Consider the following 22,468-nt stretch of genomic DNA (forward strand, 5'->3'; position numbering starts at 1 on the left):
GTCTTTTGTCTGCCTGCCTTCTGTTGCGGAGAAGCTGAAGGGCTCCGATGTTATGCTGGCTGCTCAGAATATGGCTTCCGTTGAATCAGGAGCGCATACAGGCGAAACATCTGTGCTCATGCTGAAGACGCTGGGAGTAAGATATGTAATTCTTGGACACAGCGAACGACGTCACATTTATGGCGAGACTAACACATTAATCAATGAGAAAGTGAAACTCGCGCTCGAACACGATTTGGGTGTTATACTCTGCATAGGAGAGACTCTGGAAGAAAGAGAAAATGGCGAGATAGAGAGCATTTGTTTCGAGCAGATTGAGGCTGGACTTTCGGGCATCAGAAGCAGTTTGATGTCGAATGTGGTGATTGCCTACGAGCCGGTGTGGGCCATCGGCACCGGAAAAACAGCAAGCCCCGGTGACGCGGAGGCCGTCCATAAGGCTTGTCGAGGTAAATTGGCCGGGCTATACTCTACAGATGTTGCGGATTCAACCGTGATTCAATATGGCGGCTCGGTAAAACCGGAGAACGTGGCCGAGCTAATGGCGCAAGAAAACATTGACGGCGCCTTGGTGGGTGGAGCTTCTCTGGAAGCAAATTCCTTTGCGAGAATTTTGACATTCAATACGAAAGTTAGTTAGGAGACAAATTTGGGTATTGTAGGAACACTTTTTCTTGTTGTTTTTGCCGCTGCCGCGATTTTGATAATAACTCTGGTTCTGCTGCAGGATGAGCAGGGCGAGGGCTTTGGCGGACTTTTTGGGGGGGGCGGAGCCACCCCGTTCGGCGCTGTCGGTGTAAGCGTCCTGGTTAAGGCCACATCAGTTCTTGGTGTCCTGTTTATGCTCTCGTCTCTCGCAGTTGCAATTGCCTATAAATCCGGAGACAGTGATAATGTCATCGGTGAATCTCGCGCCGTAAGCGAGATAGAGCAGGATTGGTTCCTGGAACAGCCGGAACAGCCGGAACAGCCATAGCATCGAGGAGAAATCTCTGAGGGTTGCAGTAGTTTATCTGAATCCGAATAATTCGGAAAATTTTGGCAATACAGTCAAGGGTTTAGTGAGAGGAATCGAACGGCAGGGACATGAGGTTACGCTCGTGAACGCCAAAACAGAGTTGTTGCCAACCCTCTTTTCATACATTGCTGTTGGCACAGTAGCCGCTTCAGTTTTTTCGAAAACTGTACCTGAATTGCTAAGTGCTTTTCTGGGAACTGCCGGCCAGCTCACTGGTAAAAGATGCTATGCCTTCGTTGGGAGAAATGGTTTACGAAGAAGAAAGCTTCTTGCTTCATTGATGAAGACTATGGAAAAAGAGGGTATGTATCTTAAAACTTCCGATATTCTCGGTACTGCGGCAGAAGCCGAAGCGATAGGTTCCAGATTGCGTATTGAGAAATCAAAGATGTAATGCTTTGTGCTCGGCGAGATGGAATGAGTAATGAGGACTATTATGAAGAGAAATTTCTTAACCGGCGCGCTGGCGTCCCTTGTGATTTTTGGCTCTGCGGCGCAGGATATGGCTGTTGCCACAGTGAGATTGGAGAAAACCGAACCCATTTCAGGCCATCAGCTTGATAAAACAATCCAGGTCATAGAGCAACAGCAGAGCCGCGCTTTAACCACGGAAGAGAAAAAAGTTGTTTTGGATCAGCTTATAGATCAAGTTATCTTGCTACAGGCGGCCGCATCCGATAAGAAGGTAAATGTAAGCGATGCGGAAGTTGAACAGGCCGGAATGGCGCTTCTGTCGCAGCAGCTCATTGTTTTGGGCTATATACCGCCGGGCGCGGTTCTTACGGATAAAGAACAATATCGGCAAGTTGTTGAAGAACAGGGTATAAGCCTTGAAGAATATGAGGAGACAGTGCGCGATCAATTGCTTGTCGAGAAGTATATATCTCTGAATAACGAGGAAACTCTCAAATCGATACCCGCGCCAACCGAGGAAAGCCTGAGCAATGAGTATCAGCGGAGACTGAGCGAGTTTCTCATAAAGGATTCAGTCTGGTTCAATCACATTTTTTTTGATACGAGTGAAAGCGACCCCGAAGGGTCCAGGGCAAAGAACGAGAAGGCAAAGAACACTTATAATCGTTTGATTAACTCATCTGCAACCTTTGAAGAGCTTGTTATTTCTGAATCTGAAGACGAAGTTTCTAAATTTAGGGGAGGGATAATAGGTCCGGTTATGGCGGGGGATGAGATTGCGGATCAGCTTTATGGCTCTGAGTTCATTGCCAATATTTTTTCCTTGAAGGTAGGTGAGATTAGCAAGGTTCTGAAATCCAATCTCGGATATCACATTGTGCAAATAGCAGAAAAAAAACCAGCACAACTCCTGCCGGAAAACGACTCGGAGGTGCGTTCGTATTTGGAGAAAGTTGTTTATGCCGCTCAATATCAGGAGGTATTTGAAAGGGTTGCTCAAGTTACCATTGCGGAACTCAGGAAACGTGCAACGATAAACTATTTCGGGGATTACAAGTAAGCGTTCAAAATGGGTTCGCGACGACAGGCTAGGATTTGTGCATTTCAATCGCTCTATGCCTGGGAGGAATCAAAGCCTCCGTTTAATGAGCTGTTGAATTTTGCATGGCTTGAAACAGAACCTGGTGAGGCCACCCGGGAATTTGCTTCACTTCTAGTTATTGGAACGGTTGAGAATATCGAGAGCATTGATAAGCGGATTAAAAAACATTTGGAAAAATGGAGTTTTGAGAGGCTTTCCAAGGTAGACCTGGCTAACTTGAGGACGAGTGTATACGCTTTGATTTTTCTGCAGGACATCCCCCCCTCGGTAACCATCGACGAGGCCGTGGAGATAGCTAAAGCGTTTGGATCTGACGAATCGTATCGATTCATAAACGGTGTTCTTGACGGCATTAACAAAGCGCCTCTATCTTAATATACATGAATGCTGATCGTCGCTTACTTCAATTGCTCGCAATTCTATTGTTGCTGGTGGCTCTTGCTGTCGCAGTCTTGCTTTTCTTACTTCGAAGTTCGAGTGAAGATAGTTTTGACGAGTTGATTTCATCGACAGAATTAGCACTTCAAAGTGATTCGAAACTCGAATTTCGCCGTGAATTACTAAGAGCCTCGAGAAGAGCCATTTCTTCCGCAGATTGGAAACAGGTGCTCTCGATTGCCGCGGAGTCAATACCGGCAAATGCCCGGCCGTCTGATTACCGGCTATTCACTGTGCTTGCCGGGCGGGGAGCATCGGCAAACGCTGACGATGAAGACTTCCTGGCTTATTGGCTGTGGGGTTTGTTCCGTGGAGGCAAACTTTCCAAGGCTTCCAGGCATGTCCAATTGCTTTCGGGCGGTAAATGGTCTTCTTTGGCAGCCGAAATTCGACTCAAAAATCTGCCTGGAGATGATCGCATAAAGCGATTTGTAAGCGGGAATTATCAAAGTTCCGATCCTGAACTTTTTTCCAGAATAGCTCTGCTAACCGAATCTGCCGAGCTAAGTTATGATGCAGCACTCCTTTACATGCTAAACGGCAACTCTGAAAAGGCATATGAGATGGCAGTTATTTTGATGTCAGGCGCCCGAAGGTGGTCGGATGAGAAACTGCCGGCTAGCAGAAACGTATACACAGCATTGGCTGAAATTGCTTTGGATGCCGGATATAAGGATAGCGCGATCGATTGGTTGTCCCTACGCCTTGACGAGAGTCGCCGTCGGAGATCTGTTTCTTGGCGAAATCTTGGATTGCTTGGTTATCTTTATTGGGAAGTCTATAGCATGCAGGAGAAAGCCGAATACCGGGATTTGGCGCGAAATGTCTGGAATGAGGCTTTGGAAATCGTTAGTTCCAGCGGCGCAGAGTTGGACGACGATTCGTGGCGTATTTGGATAAATCTATCCTCCCTTGAAGAGATGGCTGGCAACGTAGAGCGATCGGAAGAAATTCTGAACGAGGCCCTTAGTCGCTTTCCGGATAAAAGCGAGATTAAAGCCGTTTGGGCGCGTAAGCATATCGATTCGGAGCCAGCCTTAGCCAGGCGACTGGTTAGGCAGTCGATTGAAGCCAACAACGATCCTATACTTAGAATCACGGCAATCGCCATCGATCCGGAAATAGTTAACCCACGCTTATACGAAGCTCAGCTTTGGGAGCTCTTCGAAATAGTTGCATCGGCAGGGCATACAGTACATGAAACAGACGCTCAAATAATTGCAACATTTCTATTGGAGTATATGAGCTTGAGGAAGAATTTCTCTTCAATAGATATTGCGATTGAGCGATACATGAATTTTCGTCCCCATGAAACCTGGATTTTGGCATGGCGCCTGGCTGCGGACGCAGTGAGGGGAGCGGCATTGGTAGATTTAATTGCTCCGAAGCAAGGAGGGACAAGCTCCTATGAGGATTTTAGAGAAGCGGCAAAATTGCGAAATAGTTGGAGACTGCTGCATGATTCCGCCTTGTTTGCAATCCTTGCTTTGAGCGAATTGGATGAGATAATCGGGATGTATCCAGATGCCGCAACTGGCGATTTCTCTGAGTTATTTGAGGTTGTGGCTCTGGATGTTCTCGAACGCAATATCGATATAGGGCGCGTCTCCACTGATACCCTGATGGATCGCATTGAATTTATTAGGGAAAATCGAGATGATTTGTCAAAACAACAAAAAGGCTTACGCGCTTATGGGAAAAAAGGAATGTCCATGCAGGCTCAGGTGAGCGCCGCATTGAGACAAAAAACCAATACGCTCGCTCGAAATGCGCTCGATGATTTAGTTCTCGCCGAAGAAGTTGCCAAAGATCTATCAAATGAGGATCGTTCTGAGTTACTCTATCTGCGTGCCGTTGTCCTTAAGAGCATTGGACATGATATCGAATCTCGGGATGTGGCAGAAGAGGCCATTACACTGAATCCTGACAACATTCGAGCTACAGAGTTTCTAGTAAATGTTTTATGATTACTATTAAGAACAAAATGCAGCAAGATGGCATTCGTTACTCTGCAAACCTGCTTATGGAAACCTTTGTTCGTATAGAAGAACAGATATCGAGTGGCATAACAACTCTGGATATCGATCGAATAGCTGCGGATACCATCAAAGGTGGCGGTGGTATGCCGGCTTTTTTGGGATATGGCGGTTTTCCCTCGTCTGTCTGTACCTCTGTAAATCATCAGGTGATTCATGGTATACCAAATAGCGAACCTTTGAGCGATGGAGACATCGTAGGCTGTGATATTGGAGTAGTACTCGATGGATTTTACAGTGATGCGTGCATTACCTTTGGTGTCGGGGTTCTCAGTGAATCAACGCGGAAGTTGCTTGAAGTGACAAAGCAATCCCTGGGAACGGCGATAAAGGCGTGCAAACCCGGCGGCCGTGTAAAGGATATAGGTAGGGCTATAAATGAATTTGTCGAGCCACATGGATATGGTATTGTCTATAGTTATTGCGGCCATGGCGTTGGCATTTCGCTTCACGAAGAGCCTCAGATTCCGAATTACTATCCATCACGAGGTTCGAATCCAAGGTTGAGGCAGGGAATGGTTCTCGCGGTTGAACCCATGATAACCGCAGGAGCACCGGATGTTGAAATTTTGGAAGACGGCTGGACCGTGGTGACTGTCGATGGGTCTTTAAGCGCCCATTTTGAACACAGCATTTTGATAACCGAAACGGGTGCTGAAATACTGACTTCACGGGGAGATTAATGCAGAAACATAAAAACTTAATCATTGGATTACTAATCGGCGCATTGGTTGGTTACAGCGCCTATTTAATGACAAGCTTGTTGAAACCATATGGTTTTCCTCCGCGCAAAGCACTGGCGGAGAACCCCGAGACTTCACCATATAGTTCCGCTGAGATGGTTCAGGAAGCATTTAGAATCATAAATGCCGAAGTGTCGCCAACGATTGTTGAGGTTTCCGTGAAAGCGGAAAGCATAGAGGAAGAAAACGGTGACAGAGAGCTGCCATGGAATGATTTTTTTCAAGATCCTGAGGAACAGGAACCGCAATTTCGTCAGAGTGAGGGATTGGGAAGTGGTATTATTATTGAATCTCGTGGTGATGATTACTATGTGATAACAAATTCACACGTAATAGGGGATGCGAAGGAAATATCCGTTGAGCTCAGCGATAGAACTGTCTTTCTGGCCGAATTAGTTGGCGTGGATAAGCGAAAAGATCTCGCGCTGCTGGTATTCACTTCAAGCGAACGTAAATTGCCGTTAATTCGGATTGGAGATTCAGATGAGGTGTATGTGGGGGATTGGGTGCTGGCCTTCGGAAGCCCTTATGGCTACGAAAGCTCGGTTAGTTCCGGAATCGTGAGTGCTCTGGGGCGAAGAAATGGGCCGCGGGGAAACATCAACGAATTCATTCAAACTGATGCGTCGATAAATCAGGGCAATTCCGGGGGCGCTCTTGTGAATATCAGAGGCGAACTCATAGGAGTGAACACCTTCATAACAACGCCAAATCGTGGAAGCATAGGTTTGGGCTTTGCCATTCCCATAAACAATGTCAAAACTATGTTTCGTCAACTGATAGACACCGGAAAAATAAGCTATGGATGGCTTGGTGTAAGTCTCGGAGCCTACAGCAAGGAGGCCGCGGAGTCTCTGGATTATGAGCAAAGTGAGGGCGTTCTGGTTTATCAGGTATTCGATGGGTCCCCAGCCGATGAGGCCGGCATAAAACCTGGAGACCTAATCAAGGCTCTGGACGGAATCCCACACTCCGATGTTTTCCAACTCACCTACAAAATTGGGGAAAAGATACCAGGAGATTCAGCCCTTTTCGCAATTAATCGGTTCGGTGAGAAATTTGATATAGGCGTAACTATCGCTGAAAGAAGGGAAGAGTCGGCAGTGAGGGAGCTTCATAGCAACGTGAGGCCAGGCTTTGTTCCTTCACCGATGATGCCCGACGTACGACAAGCTATGGATTTACCCGATGATATCCACGGTGTGCCGGTTGCCGAGGTGTATCCTAGAACTTATGCACAGGCCTTGGGTCTTAGAGCTGGCGATGTCATTACGGCCGTAAACGATATCGAAATCGATTCGCTGGAAGATCTCTACAAAGCCTACTCCGAATCCCGAGATTATCGCCTAAGTGTATATCGCAATGGAGAGATAATCGAACTCCTATCACAGCCTCCAGCGGATGTGAAAATACATCCTTGAACAAGGAATTCCTGCCCTGCGATGTGGTAAGAAATAACGCTCTCAAACTTGCCAAACAAATCTTTGATGATGGTTTTGTGCCTGATGTCATATATGTGCCCCTGCGCGGCGGAGCCTACATGGGGAACATACTGAGCGAGTTTTTCAAACTCGTCAACAAAAAGGGGAGTCCAGTCTTCTATGCCGCTGTTGTCGCCCGTTCCTACACCGGTATTCATGAAAACGAAGGCGTGAAAATCGATGGGTGGACCTATAACCCAGAGTATCTCAGGAGGGGCGACAAGTTGCTTTTTACCGATGACATATTCGATTCCGGCAGAACGCTTAACCACCTCCTTTCCTCAGTTTTAGACAAGGGGTTGCCACGTGAAGACGTGCGAATAGCAGTTCACGATTACAAGATTCTCACATACCGCGAACCTTTCCCAATCATTCCCGATTATTGGTGTCGAAAACATGTAATCGACAAACCACAGGACAACTACTGGATTCATTATCTCAGCCATGAACTGGAAGGATTGACAGAAAAGGAGATTGATGAGCATTATCTCTCAGCCAATCCGGAGTTAACTGACGTATTCGATTTAATCAAGAAATACAGGCATGGAAATAAGTAGCGTATCCTTCTAAGAAGAAATCTTGTTTACTCCGTTTGGTTTTTGCAGGGAAGATGCGCAGGCGCTAGAGGCCCCGCTTGATGAGAAGTCAGGCTAATCCTGAGCCTGGATCAGACTCGCTGAAATCAAGAATCCTTCTTTTATTTCGTCCATTATCGATTTTGCCACATTGTCCCAAGCCTCGACTTCGAGATAATCAACTTCTTGGTTTTCGTCTTTCTCAGTCACGGGGTTCTTAGTTGCAATGCCTTCGATTTCAATATGCTTTTCTCGTCAATAATGCTTGCTTTTCAATTAGATTTTTTGGCTCTCCTTCGTACAATGATACCATGCGCCAGGCAACTGCCAGCTGTCAGCTCCTGGATTCTTGCCTATTCACGAGTCCAAAGCGGCCTCTCCTCATCTAGATTTAGCTGCCAGACTCCATTATTTCTCGTGGATGCATAGAGAACACTGCCATTTCCTGGTATCGACATACCCACCACTGTCGATTCGGATAAATTGCTGACATTATAGTTGACAAGGTTGGCAAGAGAGTAAGAATTTCGATTGGTATTCACGAACCATTTGGTTAAATCTTCGTTTGTAACATCGATTTCATTATATCCAGCGGCATTTCTGTATGTACTTCCATCAATGTAGCTACTGGTGCCGGCCAGTATTAGATGTTTCGAATTGCTCATGCCAGCCGTCTTATCCGACACATCGATGAAATTCCTGGTTTGATATCTGCCTGTTGCTCCCTGGAGGCGGTGCCAGGTGCTGCCGTCTTTACTAGCGAATACAGGATGGACATAGTCTTTCAAGCTAGTGGCCGCCGCGATAAACACTCCAGGGCCGTTATGTCCTTCCCATTTTCTGTCAATCCAGGTAATACCGGCAGTAGGGATATATGAACCGTCAATGCTTCCATTTCCCCTGGCAAGTCCATTCTCATTGAGAAGATATCCTCCGTCCTTGGCGAGTTCTCCAGTGGTAGCTGTTACGAGGACGGTCCCTGAGCCGTTATCAGCGATGCCACTTACGTACCTGGCCTTGTTAGTACCATTCAGCTCCGGTTGGCTGGCGGCAGTCATACTGCCCCAGGAACTGCTGCCATTTGCCAGTTTGTACAACGTGGAACCAGTGAAGCTGTTGTCCTCGGCGTCAAGGGAACTATAGCTTCCGCTATGATTCAATATATTGACGTAAATATCTCCAGTGGGCCGGGGACAAAACAGACGGACGGTTTGAAAGCTTTTGGATTGCGAAGTCCAGCTTTTGCCAAAATCGTCGTAAGTAGCTCTTGAGCCATCAAAGCTAGTCAGCGCGAAAAGTCCAACCTTATACGTATTTCCCCTCACAGAATACAACGCCAAAATGATTCTGTCCTCCGTGGCGACCGCTGATTGCACACCATCCCATTCGATTCCACCCGCATTTAAACCCATGGCATTCCATCTCTCACCACTTGCGTGTTTTGTCCAGATGTTAGGACCGGACACAAAGAAAAAATATCTTTCAGTCCATCTAGTTCCGCTCACATAAAAAACAGGACTTGCGCTCAATCCCTTGGGAAGCTTTCCTTCGTCTATTTTGGTGGAAATCGCTATGGTGGAGTAGATACCTGCCCCAGTACATCTGATAAGCAACAGGTTCACCATGAGAGCGTACAAAATCAGAACTCCCGGCCTGTTTCGAAGCCCCGGCCGACGACATCCCAGGGTTTTATTTGAACGTTCCGCTATTTTTTCCATTAGAAATGATACTCTGCAGCCAGTGTGATATCCAAGAAGTTCACAATGGAATTATACTGCTTATCCTTGGAAGCGAGCTGAGGAACAAACCAGTAATAGAAATCGACACCGAAAGACCATTCCACGTTCCAATCGAAATACACGCCGAAGCCTGGCTTGAGCAAGAAGTCAACCTCGAATTCCTCCTTCCATGAAACCATATCAATCCCAAGTCCTAAATACAGTGGAATCGTCATACGGCCCAGGGGGCGAAATTCGTAGGCACCTCTTAATACCAGGGGAACCATGTATAACAAATTTCTGTTGACATCCCACTTGAATGTGCCTCCCAGCTGAAGGCCCAGTTTAATATTTGGAAAAAGGTAAAAGTTGTAGGTTAGATATCCAATCCCCCCTAAGGTTAGTTGGGATTTTGTGCCCCCGGCTCCTTTCTCGCTGATATCTATATCGTGCAGCAGCACAGTGAAAAGTGGTATGATGATACCTGCTGAAATGGAAAAAGATTGATCGCCCTGATATCTCTGATTGACTGTGTTCTGAGGGACGAAGGGATTTTTCTCCGGTATGTTTTCCTGAGCGTTGACTATTCCGATAAACAATGGGAAAAGGGTTACGATTAATAACGATTTAAGCAAGAGCAATCCTTATCGTGTGAGTTACTTGCGAATCTTATCACAGCGTCGTAAGACACATCAATAAGCTTATAAATCTGTTCGTTCAACCACAGGCGTGAATCCATGTTCACAAGGCTTAGGGAAACTTGTAATGTAGGTTTGATGGGCGCGAAAATAATTGACGGCAAGGCAATCGCCGCCGGAATTCGAGGTGAAATAGCGAGAACCGTAAGCAAACTCACGCTGGAGGGCACACGGCCCGGATTAGGAGTTGTACTTGTTGGACAGAATCCAGCGAGTATATCCTATGTCAATTCCAAGGAAAATGATTGTGATGAAGTGGGAATTTATTCCCATGACATTCGACTTCCCGCGAATACTTCGGAAAGCGAACTTCTGCATATTATTGACAACCTCAATCATAACCCGCGGATTCATGGGATTCTGGTTCAATTACCGCTTCCTAAGGATATGAACGAGGCTCGCATCATCGCCGCGATTTTACCTGAGAAGGATGTCGATGGATTCCATCCCGCCAATTTAGGCCGTTTGCTTCTAAATCTGGATTGCTTTATACCATGCACTCCGTATGGAATCGTAAAGATATTGGAGATTGAGAATATCCCTATAGAGGGAGCCGAGATTGTTCTTGTTGGAAGAAGCCGAATAGTTGGCGCCCCCCTTGCAAATCTTTTGTTTAGGAAGGGCTATGGCGGCAATGCCACTTTGACCGTGTGCCACTCGTACACGAGGAACATCGAGAAGGTGCTCAGTCGCGGGGATATTATAATTGTCGCAACCGGCAACCCCGGACTGATAAAGGGAAATATGATAAGAAACGGCACGGTTGTTATCGATGTTGGAATAAACCGCGTGGAGGACAGTTCAAGGAGAAAGGGCTATAAACTTGTGGGAGATGTGGATTTCGATTCTGTTAAGCAGGTAGCGAAAGCAATCACTCCTGTTCCAGGTGGAGTTGGACCAGTTACAAGAGCCATGCTATTATGGAACACTGCTGTTGCGGCGCAAAGGTTTCATACTGATAGAAAGGAGGTTTAAGATGCCCGTCAAGTTAATTTTATTTATTTTCATGTTGATGGTAGTCGGTGCGTTCATTGGTTTTAACGCTGGCTTTACTTCGGATATTGCAATTTGGCCAAGCGAAAAGGGTACATTTACCGATGTTCCGATTTTGTTAAGCTTTTTTGTGATGTACATGGTTGGAGTGCTTTCGGTTATCCCGTTTTTTATTGGAAAGCGTTATGGGAAAGACAAGAAGAAGAAAACCGTTAATACGACTAAGGAAAAAAAGAAAGCAGGAAGCAGTGATGTATCTTCTAAAACATAGCTGGCTGTAATGAATCAGAGTTTGGCAGTGGGAAAGACGGCAAGGCTGAGTAGTACGATACTGGCTATACAATACTTCCTGGTTTGTACTCTGTCTTTCGCATCGAGTTTGGATGATGCGCGCATCCTAGAGCAGGCCGGTGAGATTCCTGCTGCCAGGCTACGCTATGCCGAATGGTTAGAGGTAAATAAGGGGAATAGAGAATATCCAGAAGTTCTGTTTCATCTCGCTTCGCTCGCAGATTCGGTGCGGGGTGCTCTAGCCGTTTTAGATTCATATTCAAACAATCTTCCTTCCGCACAATCTGTCATCATTTTTTCACGGATGGCAGCCCTGGAATCGCTTATTGGTTTGCCTGAGGAGGCGGCCAGGCACTACGAAATGGCTTCAAAGATTGACGGCAACGATCTGTTTCTTCTCAATTCCCTGAAGTTGAAATTCGTTATGGGCGAATTTCTCGGAGTTAGAAAGGCCGCACTCAATCTAGTGAATGCCACGCGAGATGCCACCATTAGGGACGAAGCCGCTGCAATCGCGGCACTCTCTCTGGCTCACATGGGTGATGATGCGGGGGCGTTGGCGGAATTGAAGCGCTACCATTCGGCGCAGAAAACTATCAATTCGCCATATTTTTGGCTAGTTCAATTGGATATAGCGCAATCGTACGGATACCCACCCACAGAGGCAGTGGGCGCTTTGACGAGCGATTTCAGGAATTCCGCCATCGAGTATATTGCGAGAAATAGAATCTTGAGGTGGGATATGCCGAGCGTTCTGCTGAAGTAAGCCCGGCTTTTGGCCTCGTTGAGTAAAAAGTGAAGCTCAGAAAGAACGCAGGATTCTATTTCGAGATAATAACCTGCTCAAAGCGCCTGGGATTCACGTTGTCAGCCCGTGCACCACCTACTTCCAGTTGGGCTTGAATTAGGAAAATGGATTTGCGGAGCGGATCGCTTCCTTCTTCGTATTCAACCAACCAGGTGAACGTTTCGTCCATGGCGCCATTTTCCTTGATGGATTGCACCTGTAACACCAGTTTATCGTTTAAGCTGAAAAGTGATGCTATGCCAGTGTGCACACTCCCGTTTTCACTCCATTGAATCCTTGGCAAGTCGAATACTATTTCGGTGTCATTCTGGCCTTGCCAGACACCTGTGAGCATTGAAGGCAACGTGGCTTCCCTGGCTTCCAAATTTCTTTGGAGGCCAGGACTCAGGCGATTATAGTTTCCGGCCCAATCTGTATTTGAAATAATCTCAATTTCATCCCAGGATTCAGCATTGATTGAGAGTCCAATGGCTATGCTTGGTATTACTTCGTTTCTTAGTCGGGTATATAGTCTTTTAGCGGTGGTTCTATGGCTTACTTCCCATGCATATGCTTCCAGGATGGAACCACTGTGAAAGAGAATTTCATCTTTTATAGGGTCGAAGAATACGTAGTCCAGTGAAGTTTCCAACCCGTTTTTCCGATACCAGGGGCCATTTAGGTATTCTTCATATTTTTCGACATCGCCTGCGTATACATTTTTCATGCGATCTTCCTGAATTACATCCACTTTCACCTGACTAGGAGCGCTGGCTTTGAAGATGTAAGCTTCTGAATCCCATGTCCAAGTTGTCTCAATTAAATCCAGGTTGTTCTGTTCATCTATTTCCTGAACCACAATGCTGACGGGAATACCTGAGCCTCTTAACTTTTCCCCTGGGACAATATCTATATTTCCATTTGCCGTGGCGTCAAAAACTGTAATTATGTCAGTAATCTCACCGTTTTGAGGCACAGAAAATATCTTCGTAATATGGGAACCTTTTTCGTCGAATCCGGATACAACTAACTCATTTCTACCATCGCCTGTGATATCATCCAAAATCAGGGTGATTCCGGTTAGCGTTCCGGTTTGAAGTGGCAGTCTCCAAACTACACCGTACTGTTCTTTGGCCGGAATGACTGAGGCGATTATGAGCTCCAAATCTGCATCTGGTTTATTCAGTGGGAGGGCAATTAAAATCTGCTCATCAATTTCTCCAGAATCCAGATTGCCATCGGCTATGGCTATTATGCTATAGTTGATGCCAAGATTTATCAGCGCTTGATTGCCATTCCGGCTGGTGAAGGATAAATCTTGTTCGTCGATTCCCGCCTGGGTTTCCGTGCGGGGGCTAAGAGCACCTCCGGCGACTGGTTGCTGAAAATTTTCACTACGCCGGCAGGAGATTGGCAGGAATAATAGAGAAGCAACTAAGAGAGGCAGATTTTGAGCCGATTTCATACGAGGATTATGAGAAGTAGGGGAGCAACAGTTCAAGAAGCTCCTGTTGAATTTCTGGGAAGGATTTTTTGACATTGAATCCACTGGCGGTTTTATGACCTCCTCCTTCAAAGACATGCGCTATGCTTGCACAGTTCACTGTTTCTTTCGAACGAATGGAGCAGCGTCTGACGCCCTTTTCATTTTCCTTGAGGAAGATGGAAACTTGTACACAGATGCATTGAAGCGGGAAGTTCACTATTTCCTGAGCCTCCTCGTAATTAGCTCCCGAGGTTATCAGTGTTTCGCGTGACATTAACTGAATGGCAACATTATCGTTATGGTACAGTCGCAGGGTACTCATTACCATGGTTTGAAGCGTTAGGGAAGCCTTGGATTTTCTCGCGTAGAGTTGCGAATATATTGCATTTGGACTAGCGCCATTGCGCACCAGAATTTCGGCTGTTTCAAAAGTTCTGGCCTGAGTTTTTGGATAGGCGAAAGTTCCGGTATCATAGATTATGCCCGCATAGAGCGCAATGGCTATGTCGGGTGTGATTCCGGCGTTCATTGCTTCTATCAAATCAAAAACCATCTCGCAGGTGGAAGAGGAATCGGGATCTAGCCAAGCGAAATCACTCATATCCTCGCTTATTACATGGTGGTCGATAATGATGGTGTTCAGGATTTTTTTGCTTGTTAGCATATCGGCTGGAGAGCCGATATTGTTGGGGTGAGTGTCTAGAATCACCAGGGTCCAATCTTTGAGGTTTTCTGGATATTTACCATCAGAGTTGATAGTTTTTATGATTTTTCTCTTGTCGATGAAGTGATATCTAGGGGGAATTGGATCGGCATTCAGTATTAATGCTTTTTTGTCCAAATCTAGAAGGGCGCTACAAAGAGCGTATTCTGCACCGAGGCCGTCACCATCCGGATTCACGTGTGTGCAGATTATAAACTTGTCCTTTTCTCTGAAAACCTCGCATATATCGTTCAACAGCATTGTAAAGTCATTATATTGAATTCTGGAATGATTTTGCCAATGAAAAAAATATACGATTGTCTAATTCCGGTGGGAGGTTGTTCTTCCAGGATGGGAGAATGGAAACCTGCCTTGAATTGGGGTTCGGGGACAGTAATCGAGAGAGTTGTTTCCGAGGCGAAGAAGGCCGGGTGCAGAGTGATTGTGCTTGGAGGCTACAATTTCTCGCGATTGGAGGCAATCTTCGAAAGGAATTCCGGCCTAACGAGAGAGGATGTTGCTGAAGAAGGCTACGCGATGCCAATCTTGCTGAAAGCTGTAGATTGGGAATTGGGCATGGATGCAACTATTCGTTCGGGTTTGGATGCGTTGCGCAGTGACAGGTTTTTCATAGTACCTGGCGACATGCCTCTAATTCGCAGCGATGATTATATCAGGCTGGCAAGTTTCGAAAGCAGGCCGATTGTTCGTCCGGTTTTTGGAGGGAAGCCGGGCCATCCGGTTCTACTCGATCGGAGTATGGCAGAGGTGATTAAAACGGCAGCGTCCGGCACGCCGATTCGAGAACTCATGCATGAGAATCGCACCTTCCCGGTGCTTTGGGGGCATGGGGGAGTGGTGTGGGATTTGGACAGCGCGGAGGATTATGCTAAATTTCGATAAGGTCATGCTAGGGTTGTGGCGAGGGATGATACTCACCTTCGAGATGCGCCATGTGTTAGCCGCAGTCACTGACTCGCGGCGGTAGTTTCCAATTTAACTCAAGTCTAGTCAACTTCGGTGTGGGCGTGTTGAGAACCCATCAGACGCCTGATAGTAATCCAACCGAAGTCCTGGAAGGCTGTTCGAAAAGAATGATGAGTAATGGCGTATTCGACATATATCCATCCTCGGGCCGCATCAGGTTGATGATACATCAATCCTCATCTAATCTATCCAATGTGGTTTTCTACCGCATCCCAGAAATCGGCCTCACTGACGATTTGAATAGGATATCCTTCCCGGCGAAGATTTGTAGCATCCTCAATCTTCCGTCCATAGCAGTTATAGGTCCATGCTGAATTGCCTGCGCCACCTACAATCAGATACTGGGTTTTTTGACTAACGGTTGACTTGAACTGGCCACCAAGTACTTGAATCTGCTCGACGACTTCACTCCGCTTCGCAGACTTGAATTTTCCAGTGATGCAGAACATAGAATCCATAAATGCAATGTTTGGATCGCTTGTAACAAGACAATCCATTCTTAGAGCAACCTTTGTATCAGTTGTATCCTCAATCGTTGTCGATTCACCACGTTTGATGAATATATGGAAGAACTGTTCAAGCATGCGACGTTCGTCATTATCAACAACGCCATCTTCCAAGATGTTCAACAGCAGGGTATGTAACTCGTCATACGGATACATACCGATTAGATGTCGGTTCTCATCAGTCCAGGCGCGGAGATGTTTTATCTCGTCATCAGTAATCTTGCTATCTGCCATAATCCCATGGAAGATACCTTGCAGTCTCTGAAGGTCTGAGGTGACAACTTTGTAGTATTTGCTCCCGCTGTCTATTGACTGGCAAATGGTGATGATATCCTCACGCTCATGTTCGTCCAGGTAGTCGTCCTCAAGAGCCTCTATGATGTAGGGAATGAGGGTTTTGAATGGTTCTTTGTCAACAGAGAATTCGTTGTCTTTGCACCACGCTCGCAGTTCATTGAGTTCCTCTCTCGTTATTTCACTGTCAATTGAGATACCGCGGAGAATTCCTTCCAATGTATGGATCGCTTTGTCCATGCGGGCAGGAAAAGTATAAGCCTGGTAGCTCTCATCATCGTACTTATTCATGAACACCTCTATACAAATCGGATATCCCCATGATATCTCTGTTAAGGAAGATTATCTATCAGGCTTCTCATATCTACTACCACCAGCCGTTCCCAAATGGAAAGCGATCCCCAAATTCCAGCTATGGCCCGATAAGCCTGAATCACGGCCTCCTTATCGAACAATCTTTCAATCTTGCTGTTCAAAGATTCGAAAAATTTTACTTGCCAGGAAGGGAAGAAAACTCTTTGCCGGAAGAATTTGCAGTGTGGAAAGATTTCGTTTTTTCAGGTTTGACATTTGAGAAACTTCATGGGTCAGCAGATGAAACAATAGTTCCACATTTGAAAATCGGTTGAAAATTCACAATCGTGATACAATTGATCTTCTCGAAACAAGAACTTTCCAGTGAGATTGATTTTGACTGCTTTAATGAAATGATGACAAAGTGAGACACCGTCTATATTTTGGTATGCGAACCGGGAAGCCTGATGTCACAATGGACTGCCTGATGATATTCCATCAACTCACCCAGGCGAACAGCAGAGATGTTCCTGAATACTGATGCAGACCGTTACATTGACTTATTGATTAAGCAAGCCCGACTCAGCTTGTCAGCAGAACTATATAAGGGCGTCGATACCAAGATGGGAGAAGCAGCATGCCTGCCCGACAGAGAGTTTTCCAAGGCATCTAAACAGGTAAATAGAGATTGAGCTGAAGTCTTTCAACGCCTTGCTCAAGTTCCAAAATTCGAGAAGCCCGAAGACTACTCGCCCGGCCTGACATTGACATGTGACTAGTCAGCGGAAGGAAGGTTCAACCTTGATTTAGAGGCGCTCATGCTGCGATCCTGCCAGGACTGAGCGAGATAGCTATTCGCTACCGAGCTGTCGCCTGATTCACCAATCGCATATCTTCTGGCGGGAAGAGCTGTGTTTTGGACTTGAATTTGGAATGCACTTCGGCAATGATTCTACATGGAGCAGAGAAACGTATACCTCAACATATCGCCGCTGGATCAACGTTATTGGGCGGCTAATGGTGCGTTGTTTGATTCGCTTGCGGAATTCTTGAGCGAGAGCGCAGCGGTACGCTACATGGTCAAAGCCGAGTTGACATTGTTGCGGGTTTATATCAGTGAGTTCCTGGATGGACGAGCGGATCTCCTTGCCGTTGTAAACAAGCTCGCGGATTCAATCAAACCTGAGGATGTGGAGGCCGAAGAGAGGCTGACTAATCACAACGTCAGGGCGCTCGTGAATGTCATTCAACGAAGACTCCCGGATGAGCTTAAACCCTGGATTCATTTGGGAACCACCTCTGCCGATATAATTGAGACGTCCATTGCTATGAGAATCCGTGATGGAATGAGGAAAGTAGTAATCCCACTGCTTCTGAATGTTCTCGATGCTTGTACAAAGATTGCCGAGGAGGAGGCAGATACTCTCCAGGCGGGTCGTACTCATGGTCAGTTGGCGATTCCCATCACATTTGGTTTTGCGATTGCCGAGTATGCTTCGCGGATTGGACAATCGATTGTTGAGATTGAAAGATTGAGCAGAGGTTTATGCGGTAAACTGAGCGGAGCGGTTGGCGCCTACAACGCCACCAGCTTAATCACGAAAAATCCAGAGAAACTGGAGGCGGCTTATTTGCGCGAATTGGGTTTGGGTAAATCCGACTATTCGAATCAATTGGTTGAACCCGAACACCTTCTTCGCTTATTACTTGAATTAAACACGGCTTTCGGAATCATAGCGAACCTTGCTGACGATTTGAGGCACCTCCAGCGTTCGGAAATAGGGGAGCTCAGCGAGGGTTTTGAAGCGGGACAGGTAGGCTCCTCCACCATGCCTCAGAAGCGAAATCCATGGAATTGTGAACATGTGAAGAGTCTCTGGAAGGCGTTTTCGCCCCGGGTGCTTACCTTTTATATGGACCAGATTTCCGAACATCAGCGCGATTTGACCAATTCGGCATCAGGAAGGTTTGTCGCAGACTATATTGCTGGATTTGCGGCAGCGACGGCGCGGATGAATGAGATTTTGGGAGGGCTGGTTATACGACGCGATAGGATGGCTTCGAATCTTCGAAGCTTGGGGGACGGGATTCTTGCTGAACCCTGCTATGTTCTCCTGGCGGCCTCGGGCATAAGTGATGCCCATGAGAGAATCAGGCAGGTCACCCTGGTCGCTGATTCATCTAAGAGGTCAATAAGGAATGTACTCAAGGAAGATGAGCCGGATTTATGGGCAACCCTTTCTTCAGCCTCAGAGATGAAACTGGGCAGGAGTGTAAAGGATTTCTTTGATAATCCAGCGGAGTATAGAGGACTTGCGGCCCTTAGAGCTAAAATGATTGCGAAGCGTTATGCCGACGTTTCGGCAAGAATAAGAGGTATGCTAAATGGAATTGCGTGAAGCGCTCAGTTATGACGATGTTTTGCTTGCTCCCTCTTATTCCGAGGTTCTTCCCAGTGATGTGGACTTGAGAACGGTACTGGTGAGGGATATCGAGCTGAATCTGCCTATTTTGTCCTCGGCTATGGATACTGTAACCGAGGATAGAATGGCAATCGCGCTGGCTCTTTCGGGCGGCGCGGGCGTTATTCATCGAAATTTGTCACCGGAGATACAGGCGCAGCAAGTTTCGAAGGTTAAGAGATTTCTCAATTGGATTATTGATAATCCGGTTACGGTGAATATTGGCGCTACCCTTGCGGAGACTCGTCGAACTATGGATGAGACTGGGGTTACAGGTTTGCCGGTGTTGGATGCGGGCAAGGTGGTGGGAATTATAACGATTAGGGATTTAAGATTTAACGAGAATCCTGAAATGCTAGTTGATGATGTGATGACTCGCGATTTAGTTGTCGAAACCAGTATCCCAACCGAGAAAGCGGCCCTTGCGAAGTTTGACAAGCACCGAATCGAGAAACTTCCGCTGGTGGATGTTGGAGGTCGTCTTACGGGTTTGATTACTGTGCGCGATATGGAGAAACACCGCGATTATCCTTCGGCCGCCCTGGATAGCTCAGGCTCGCTGATTGTTGGAGCCGCCATTGGGCCGCGGGATTGGCCCGCTAGACTGCCTGGTCTTATCGCTTCTGGATTGGATTTCGCAGTACTCGATACGGCCCACGGGGCATCTTTGAATGTATTGAAATCGCTTGAAAAGATTAGGAAAAAGTTTGGGAATCTGAGCATTGTCGGCGGAAATGTTGCAGATGGGGATGGCGCGAGACGCATGATTGAGGCTGGGGCGGATGCGGTTAAGGTGGGGGTTGGACCGGGTTCGATTTGTACAACACGCGTTGTAACTGGTGTTGGTGTTCCGCAGTTTACGGCGGTAGCAGATGCGGTGGAAGTATGCGATGCAATGAGAGTGCCGCTTATTGCGGACGGTGGGGTTAAGTACTCGGGGGATATTGCGAAAGCTATTGGAGCCGGAGCCTCTGCTGTAATGATTGGAAATCTTTTTGCGGGGCTCAAGGATGCGCCGGGGCAGGAGGTGATTTTTGAAGGAAGAATTTTCAAGTCATATCGTGGAATGGGTAGTATCGGCGCCATCGAATCGGGCGGAATCGATCGATATCAGATTGGCGAGGGAGAAGAGGCTGTGCCAGAGGGTGTAGAGGGACGGGTTCCCTATCGAGGTGAAGTGGCGCCGTATTTACACCAACTTGCAACTGGGGTGCGCAAGGCGATGGGATATACAGGATGTGCCTCTGTTGAGCAGCTGCGGGAGTATAGACGATTCATTAAGATTAGCACGACTGGTTTACGTGAGAGCCATGTGCACGATGTTAGTGTCATTCAGGATGCACCAAATTATTCCAGGCTGTGATTGTGGTTGAATGGGAAGTGGATGGGATATATCGTTGGAACAACGTTGTTGAATTAAACCTGTTGGATAAGAAATATGAATTTAGTTGTAGTTGGGGCCCAGTGGGGCGATGAGGGCAAGGGGAAGATGGTTGACTATTTCTCGGATGAAGCGGAATTGGTGGTTCGTTTCTCCGGTGGTGCGAACGCGGGTCATACAGTCAAGATTGGCAGTAAAACCTTTGCACTTCATTTGATTCCCGCGGGGATTATTTCTTCGGGTAAGAGTGTTGTGCTTGGTAACGGAATGGTTATTGATCCGGCATCGATGTTTGAAGAGTTGGCCGCGATAAGCGCACAGAGCATTGAATGGGAAGGCAGAGTGTTTGTTTCTGATCGTGCTCATCTGGTATTACCCGGATATAAAAGCGAGGATCAAAGTGTGGATGATATGCGTTCTCGTCCAATTGGAACCACTGGCCGTGGCATTGGAGTAGCCTACGAGAAGAAGGCCTCTCGCGATGGAGTTAGGGTTGTCGATTTATGGGATTCCGTAATTTGGGATTCGATGAGTAAGTCCGATCGGGCCTGGCTGGAGCCCTTCAAAGAGTGGCTTGCTCCAATGAAGATTAATCTGGCGGCCTTTATGCTGAAGAACGAGGGTAGAAAAATTTTACTTGAAGGCGCACAGGGCACATTGCTGGATTTAGATCATGGCACCTATCCGTATGTTTCCTCGGGTGTCTCCGTGAGTTCTGGCGCCAGTATCGGCTCGGCGATCGGTCCTAGAAGAATCGATAAGTGCCTGGGGGTGTTCAAGGCATATCAAACGCGGGTTGGGAATGGCCCCTTTCCCACGGAGATGAGGAAGGATGATGAGGTGGTTTTGGCAAACAAGCTAAGAGAGCTGGGCCATGAATATGGAGTGACAACGGGTAGACCCCGCAGAATTGGTTACTTGGATTTGGTGGCGCTCAGGTATGCCGGTTGGATTAACAGTTTAGACGGGTTCATTCTATCGCACTTAAATTTGTATGACGGATTTGAATCGGTGGGACTGTGTACGGCTTACGAACTTGATGGGGAACAGATTGATTATTTTCCCTCTTCCGCGGCAGAGCTTGAACGGGTTACACCGCTGATTGAGAATTTCGATGTCTGGGATGGAAAGGTTTCCGAAGCTAGAAATTGGGAGGAAATTCCCGATGGAGCGAAGAAGCTTGTTGAAGTTATCGAAGAGTACACTGGAGTAGCGATTCATGGTTTTTCAGTGGGACCGCTTAGGAGTGAGACCTTTATGAGGACGGATGCTTGGACCGTATCTTGATTCTGGACTTCGGCGGACAGACTGCGCAACTTATTGGCAGGAGGATTCGAGATTTCGAAGTTTATTCGGAGATTGTACCTGGAGACCGTGATATCAAAGCAATCATTGACAGCGATGTTCGGGGAATCATTCTCTCCGGATCGCCTGATTCGGCATGGGTCGCAGGAGCCCCCGCGCCGGATGCGGCCATCTTTGATATCGATCTGCCGGTTCTAGGAATTTGCTATGGCTTTCATCAACTTGTACTGGCGGATGGGGGTGAGGTGCTGAGCCTGGGATATCGGGAGTATGGGCGAGCCCCGGTGAGCGTTTTGCTGGATGAGCTCTTGTTCGATGGCATACCGAGGGAATTTATGTCGTGGATGAGTCATGGCGACAGTGTTGTCACCCTTGGCGGCGGATATGAACCGATTGGAATAAGCAAAAATGGGACTGTGGCCGCGGCCCGGAGTCTAAATAAGCAATTCTGGGGGGTCCAGTTTCACCCAGAGATTAGTCATTGCGAACATGGGCTTAGACTGCTTGAGAATTTTGTCTGTGGAATTTGCCACGCTGGTAGAGAGTGGAATCTCGAGAACTTTGTGAAACAAGAATGCCTGAAGCTGCAGGAGGAAGTGGGAGATGAGGATGTACTTTTGCTTATATCGGGTGGAGTTGATTCGACAGTTGTGGCGGCGCTGCTTTTGAAGGCCCTTGGAGCTGAGCGGGTATGGCTTATGTATGTCGATACTGGTTTGATGAGGAAGGACGAAGGCGAGGAAGTTGAAGATATTC

25 protein-coding genes are annotated in these 22,468 nt (G+C 47.0%); 18 read left to right on the plus strand and 7 right to left on the minus strand.

Features of this window, described 5'->3' with window-relative positions:
* From tpiA to S1OALGB6SA_RS06535, 9 genes are all read left to right on the plus strand, one after another.
* Positions 1 to 640: triose-phosphate isomerase (gene tpiA / locus S1OALGB6SA_RS06495; RefSeq protein ID WP_124032926.1), on the plus strand; the 640-nt coding region annotated here is incomplete at its 5' end.
* Positions 641 to 649: 9 nt separating this feature from the next.
* Positions 650 to 976, plus strand: a complete 327-nt coding sequence (gene secG, locus S1OALGB6SA_RS06500) for a preprotein translocase subunit SecG (RefSeq protein ID WP_124032927.1) — start codon at positions 650 to 652, stop codon at positions 974 to 976.
* 124 nt (positions 977 to 1,100) lie between these two features.
* On the plus strand, positions 1,101 to 1,412 hold the full coding sequence (locus S1OALGB6SA_RS06505) for a hypothetical protein (RefSeq protein ID WP_148084044.1): 312 nt from the start codon (positions 1,101 to 1,103) through the stop codon (positions 1,410 to 1,412).
* 42 nt (positions 1,413 to 1,454) lie between these two features.
* On the plus strand, positions 1,455 to 2,492 hold the full coding sequence (locus S1OALGB6SA_RS06510) for a peptidylprolyl isomerase (protein WP_195910336.1): 1,038 nt from the start codon (positions 1,455 to 1,457) through the stop codon (positions 2,490 to 2,492).
* Positions 2,493 to 2,501: 9 nt separating this feature from the next.
* Positions 2,502 to 2,909, plus strand: coding sequence for a transcription antitermination factor NusB (gene nusB / locus S1OALGB6SA_RS06515; protein ID WP_124032930.1), 408 nt, complete (start codon positions 2,502 to 2,504; stop codon positions 2,907 to 2,909).
* 5 nt (positions 2,910 to 2,914) lie between these two features.
* Positions 2,915 to 4,939, plus strand: coding sequence for a tetratricopeptide repeat protein (locus tag S1OALGB6SA_RS06520; RefSeq protein ID WP_124032931.1), 2,025 nt, complete (start codon positions 2,915 to 2,917; stop codon positions 4,937 to 4,939).
* Positions 4,936 to 5,691 carry a type I methionyl aminopeptidase gene (gene map, locus S1OALGB6SA_RS06525; protein ID WP_124032932.1) on the plus strand — a complete coding sequence of 252 codons (756 nt, stop codon included), beginning with the start codon at positions 4,936 to 4,938 and terminating at the stop codon, positions 5,689 to 5,691. The genes S1OALGB6SA_RS06520 and map overlap by 4 nt, the downstream gene beginning before the upstream one ends.
* Positions 5,691 to 7,172 carry a Do family serine endopeptidase gene (locus tag S1OALGB6SA_RS06530; RefSeq protein ID WP_124032933.1) on the plus strand — a complete coding sequence of 494 codons (1,482 nt, stop codon included), beginning with the start codon at positions 5,691 to 5,693 and terminating at the stop codon, positions 7,170 to 7,172. Before map ends, S1OALGB6SA_RS06530 begins: the two co-directional genes overlap by 1 nt.
* Positions 7,169 to 7,789, plus strand: coding sequence for a phosphoribosyltransferase (locus S1OALGB6SA_RS06535; protein ID WP_124032934.1), 621 nt, complete (start codon positions 7,169 to 7,171; stop codon positions 7,787 to 7,789). Before S1OALGB6SA_RS06530 ends, S1OALGB6SA_RS06535 begins: the two co-directional genes overlap by 4 nt.
* 93 nt (positions 7,790 to 7,882) lie before the next feature.
* On the opposite strand, the gene S1OALGB6SA_RS10805 is transcribed toward S1OALGB6SA_RS06535, so the two are convergent.
* The 3 genes from S1OALGB6SA_RS10805 to S1OALGB6SA_RS06545 all read right to left on the minus strand — a co-directional run bounded on the left by S1OALGB6SA_RS10805 (position 7,883) and on the right by S1OALGB6SA_RS06545 (position 10,160).
* Entirely contained in the window at positions 7,883 to 8,017 is a 135-nt protein-coding gene (locus S1OALGB6SA_RS10805; RefSeq protein ID WP_306766993.1) for a hypothetical protein, read from the minus strand.
* A 143-nt stretch (positions 8,018 to 8,160) separates the two neighbouring features.
* A complete protein-coding gene (locus tag S1OALGB6SA_RS06540; RefSeq protein ID WP_037563038.1) occupies positions 8,161 to 9,525 on the minus strand; it encodes a hypothetical protein in 1,365 nt (454 codons plus the stop codon).
* The gene (locus tag S1OALGB6SA_RS06545; RefSeq protein WP_037563040.1) at positions 9,525 to 10,160 is read right to left on the minus strand and encodes a TP0733 family outer membrane beta-barrel protein; all 636 of its coding nucleotides are present in this window, start codon (positions 10,158 to 10,160) and stop codon (positions 9,525 to 9,527) included. The genes S1OALGB6SA_RS06540 and S1OALGB6SA_RS06545 overlap by 1 nt, the downstream gene beginning before the upstream one ends.
* 141 nt (positions 10,161 to 10,301) lie before the next feature.
* Between S1OALGB6SA_RS06545 and S1OALGB6SA_RS06550 the strand changes: the two genes are divergently transcribed.
* The 3 genes from S1OALGB6SA_RS06550 to S1OALGB6SA_RS06560 are packed head-to-tail and all read left to right on the plus strand — an operon-like array spanning position 10,302 to position 12,273.
* The gene (locus S1OALGB6SA_RS06550; RefSeq protein ID WP_037563054.1) at positions 10,302 to 11,198 is read left to right on the plus strand and encodes a bifunctional 5,10-methylenetetrahydrofolate dehydrogenase/5,10-methenyltetrahydrofolate cyclohydrolase; all 897 of its coding nucleotides are present in this window, start codon (positions 10,302 to 10,304) and stop codon (positions 11,196 to 11,198) included.
* Between the two features lies 1 nt (position 11,199).
* Positions 11,200 to 11,487, plus strand: a complete 288-nt coding sequence (locus S1OALGB6SA_RS06555) for a hypothetical protein (RefSeq protein ID WP_037563042.1) — start codon at positions 11,200 to 11,202, stop codon at positions 11,485 to 11,487.
* A 9-nt stretch (positions 11,488 to 11,496) separates the two neighbouring features.
* The gene (locus S1OALGB6SA_RS06560) at positions 11,497 to 12,273 is read left to right on the plus strand and encodes a hypothetical protein (protein ID WP_037563044.1); all 777 of its coding nucleotides are present in this window, start codon (positions 11,497 to 11,499) and stop codon (positions 12,271 to 12,273) included.
* Positions 12,274 to 12,328: 55 nt separating this feature from the next.
* Here the strand turns inward: S1OALGB6SA_RS06560 and S1OALGB6SA_RS06565 are convergent, their stop codons facing one another.
* Together S1OALGB6SA_RS06565 and S1OALGB6SA_RS06570 are read right to left on the minus strand one after the other, a co-directional pair.
* Positions 12,329 to 13,759: a pallilysin-related adhesin gene (locus S1OALGB6SA_RS06565; protein ID WP_124032935.1), complete on the minus strand. Its 1,431-nt coding sequence runs from the start codon at positions 13,757 to 13,759 to the stop codon at positions 12,329 to 12,331.
* A 7-nt stretch (positions 13,760 to 13,766) separates the two neighbouring features.
* A complete protein-coding gene (locus S1OALGB6SA_RS06570; RefSeq protein WP_037563048.1) occupies positions 13,767 to 14,744 on the minus strand; it encodes a DHH family phosphoesterase in 978 nt (325 codons plus the stop codon).
* Positions 14,745 to 14,783: 39 nt separating this feature from the next.
* Here S1OALGB6SA_RS06570 and S1OALGB6SA_RS06575 point away from each other — a divergent pair, with 39 nt between their 5' ends.
* Entirely contained in the window at positions 14,784 to 15,386 is a 603-nt protein-coding gene (locus S1OALGB6SA_RS06575) for a nucleotidyltransferase family protein (RefSeq protein WP_195910337.1), read from the plus strand.
* A gap of 269 nt (positions 15,387 to 15,655) precedes the next feature.
* On the opposite strand, the gene S1OALGB6SA_RS06580 is transcribed toward S1OALGB6SA_RS06575, so the two are convergent.
* Both S1OALGB6SA_RS06580 and S1OALGB6SA_RS10255 read right to left on the minus strand, forming a co-directional pair.
* Positions 15,656 to 16,561 (minus strand): BRCT domain-containing protein, encoded by a 906-nt coding sequence (locus tag S1OALGB6SA_RS06580; RefSeq protein WP_037563050.1) that lies wholly within the window; start codon positions 16,559 to 16,561, stop codon positions 15,656 to 15,658.
* Positions 16,562 to 16,602: 41 nt separating this feature from the next.
* Positions 16,603 to 16,746, minus strand: a complete 144-nt coding sequence (locus S1OALGB6SA_RS10255; RefSeq protein WP_195910338.1) for a hypothetical protein — start codon at positions 16,744 to 16,746, stop codon at positions 16,603 to 16,605.
* Between the two features lie 342 nt (positions 16,747 to 17,088).
* Between S1OALGB6SA_RS10255 and S1OALGB6SA_RS10260 the strand changes: the two genes are divergently transcribed.
* From S1OALGB6SA_RS10260 to guaA, 5 genes are all read left to right on the plus strand, one after another.
* Positions 17,089 to 17,256, plus strand: coding sequence for a hypothetical protein (locus S1OALGB6SA_RS10260; RefSeq protein WP_195910339.1), 168 nt, complete (start codon positions 17,089 to 17,091; stop codon positions 17,254 to 17,256).
* 264 nt (positions 17,257 to 17,520) lie between these two features.
* Positions 17,521 to 18,963 carry a lyase family protein gene (locus tag S1OALGB6SA_RS06585; protein ID WP_124032936.1) on the plus strand — a complete coding sequence of 481 codons (1,443 nt, stop codon included), beginning with the start codon at positions 17,521 to 17,523 and terminating at the stop codon, positions 18,961 to 18,963.
* Positions 18,950 to 20,389: an IMP dehydrogenase gene (gene guaB / locus S1OALGB6SA_RS06590; RefSeq protein WP_124032937.1), complete on the plus strand. Its 1,440-nt coding sequence runs from the start codon at positions 18,950 to 18,952 to the stop codon at positions 20,387 to 20,389. The genes S1OALGB6SA_RS06585 and guaB overlap by 14 nt, the downstream gene beginning before the upstream one ends.
* A gap of 75 nt (positions 20,390 to 20,464) precedes the next feature.
* Positions 20,465 to 21,694 (plus strand): adenylosuccinate synthetase, encoded by a 1,230-nt coding sequence (locus S1OALGB6SA_RS06595; RefSeq protein ID WP_124032938.1) that lies wholly within the window; start codon positions 20,465 to 20,467, stop codon positions 21,692 to 21,694.
* The coding region (gene guaA / locus S1OALGB6SA_RS06600; RefSeq protein ID WP_124032939.1) for a glutamine-hydrolyzing GMP synthase at positions 21,679 to 22,468 on the plus strand (790 nt) is incomplete at its 3' end. The genes S1OALGB6SA_RS06595 and guaA, both read left to right, overlap by 16 nt.

This window comes from Olavius algarvensis spirochete endosymbiont (assembly GCA_900608495.1).
GTDB lineage: Bacteria > Spirochaetota > Spirochaetia > DSM-2461 > DSM-2461 > UBA2779.

Coding starts and splice junctions, on each gene's coding strand:
- S1OALGB6SA_RS06510 (WP_195910336.1), top strand. CDS start 1,455: ATGAAGAGAAATTTCTTAACCGGCGCGCTGGCGTCCCTTGTGATTTTT.
- nusB (WP_124032930.1), top strand. CDS start 2,502: ATGGGTTCGCGACGACAGGCTAGGATTTGTGCATTTCAATCGCTCTAT.
- S1OALGB6SA_RS06520 (WP_124032931.1), top strand. CDS start 2,915: ATGAATGCTGATCGTCGCTTACTTCAATTGCTCGCAATTCTATTGTTG.
- map (WP_124032932.1), top strand. CDS start 4,936: ATGATTACTATTAAGAACAAAATGCAGCAAGATGGCATTCGTTACTCT.
- S1OALGB6SA_RS06530 (WP_124032933.1), top strand. CDS start 5,691: ATGCAGAAACATAAAAACTTAATCATTGGATTACTAATCGGCGCATTG.
- S1OALGB6SA_RS06540 (WP_037563038.1), bottom strand. CDS start 9,525: ATGGAAAAAATAGCGGAACGTTCAAATAAAACCCTGGGATGTCGTCGG.
- S1OALGB6SA_RS06550 (WP_037563054.1), top strand. CDS start 10,302: ATGGGCGCGAAAATAATTGACGGCAAGGCAATCGCCGCCGGAATTCGA.
- S1OALGB6SA_RS06555 (WP_037563042.1), top strand. CDS start 11,200: ATGCCCGTCAAGTTAATTTTATTTATTTTCATGTTGATGGTAGTCGGT.
- S1OALGB6SA_RS06560 (WP_037563044.1), top strand. CDS start 11,497: ATGAATCAGAGTTTGGCAGTGGGAAAGACGGCAAGGCTGAGTAGTACG.
- S1OALGB6SA_RS06565 (WP_124032935.1), bottom strand. CDS start 13,759: ATGAAATCGGCTCAAAATCTGCCTCTCTTAGTTGCTTCTCTATTATTC.
- S1OALGB6SA_RS06570 (WP_037563048.1), bottom strand. CDS start 14,744: ATGCTGTTGAACGATATATGCGAGGTTTTCAGAGAAAAGGACAAGTTT.
- S1OALGB6SA_RS06575 (WP_195910337.1), top strand. CDS start 14,784: ATGAAAAAAATATACGATTGTCTAATTCCGGTGGGAGGTTGTTCTTCC.
- S1OALGB6SA_RS06580 (WP_037563050.1), bottom strand. CDS start 16,561: ATGAATAAGTACGATGATGAGAGCTACCAGGCTTATACTTTTCCTGCC.
- S1OALGB6SA_RS10260 (WP_195910339.1), top strand. CDS start 17,089: ATGTTCCTGAATACTGATGCAGACCGTTACATTGACTTATTGATTAAG.
- S1OALGB6SA_RS06585 (WP_124032936.1), top strand. CDS start 17,521: ATGGAGCAGAGAAACGTATACCTCAACATATCGCCGCTGGATCAACGT.
- guaB (WP_124032937.1), top strand. CDS start 18,950: ATGGAATTGCGTGAAGCGCTCAGTTATGACGATGTTTTGCTTGCTCCC.
- S1OALGB6SA_RS06595 (WP_124032938.1), top strand. CDS start 20,465: ATGAATTTAGTTGTAGTTGGGGCCCAGTGGGGCGATGAGGGCAAGGGG.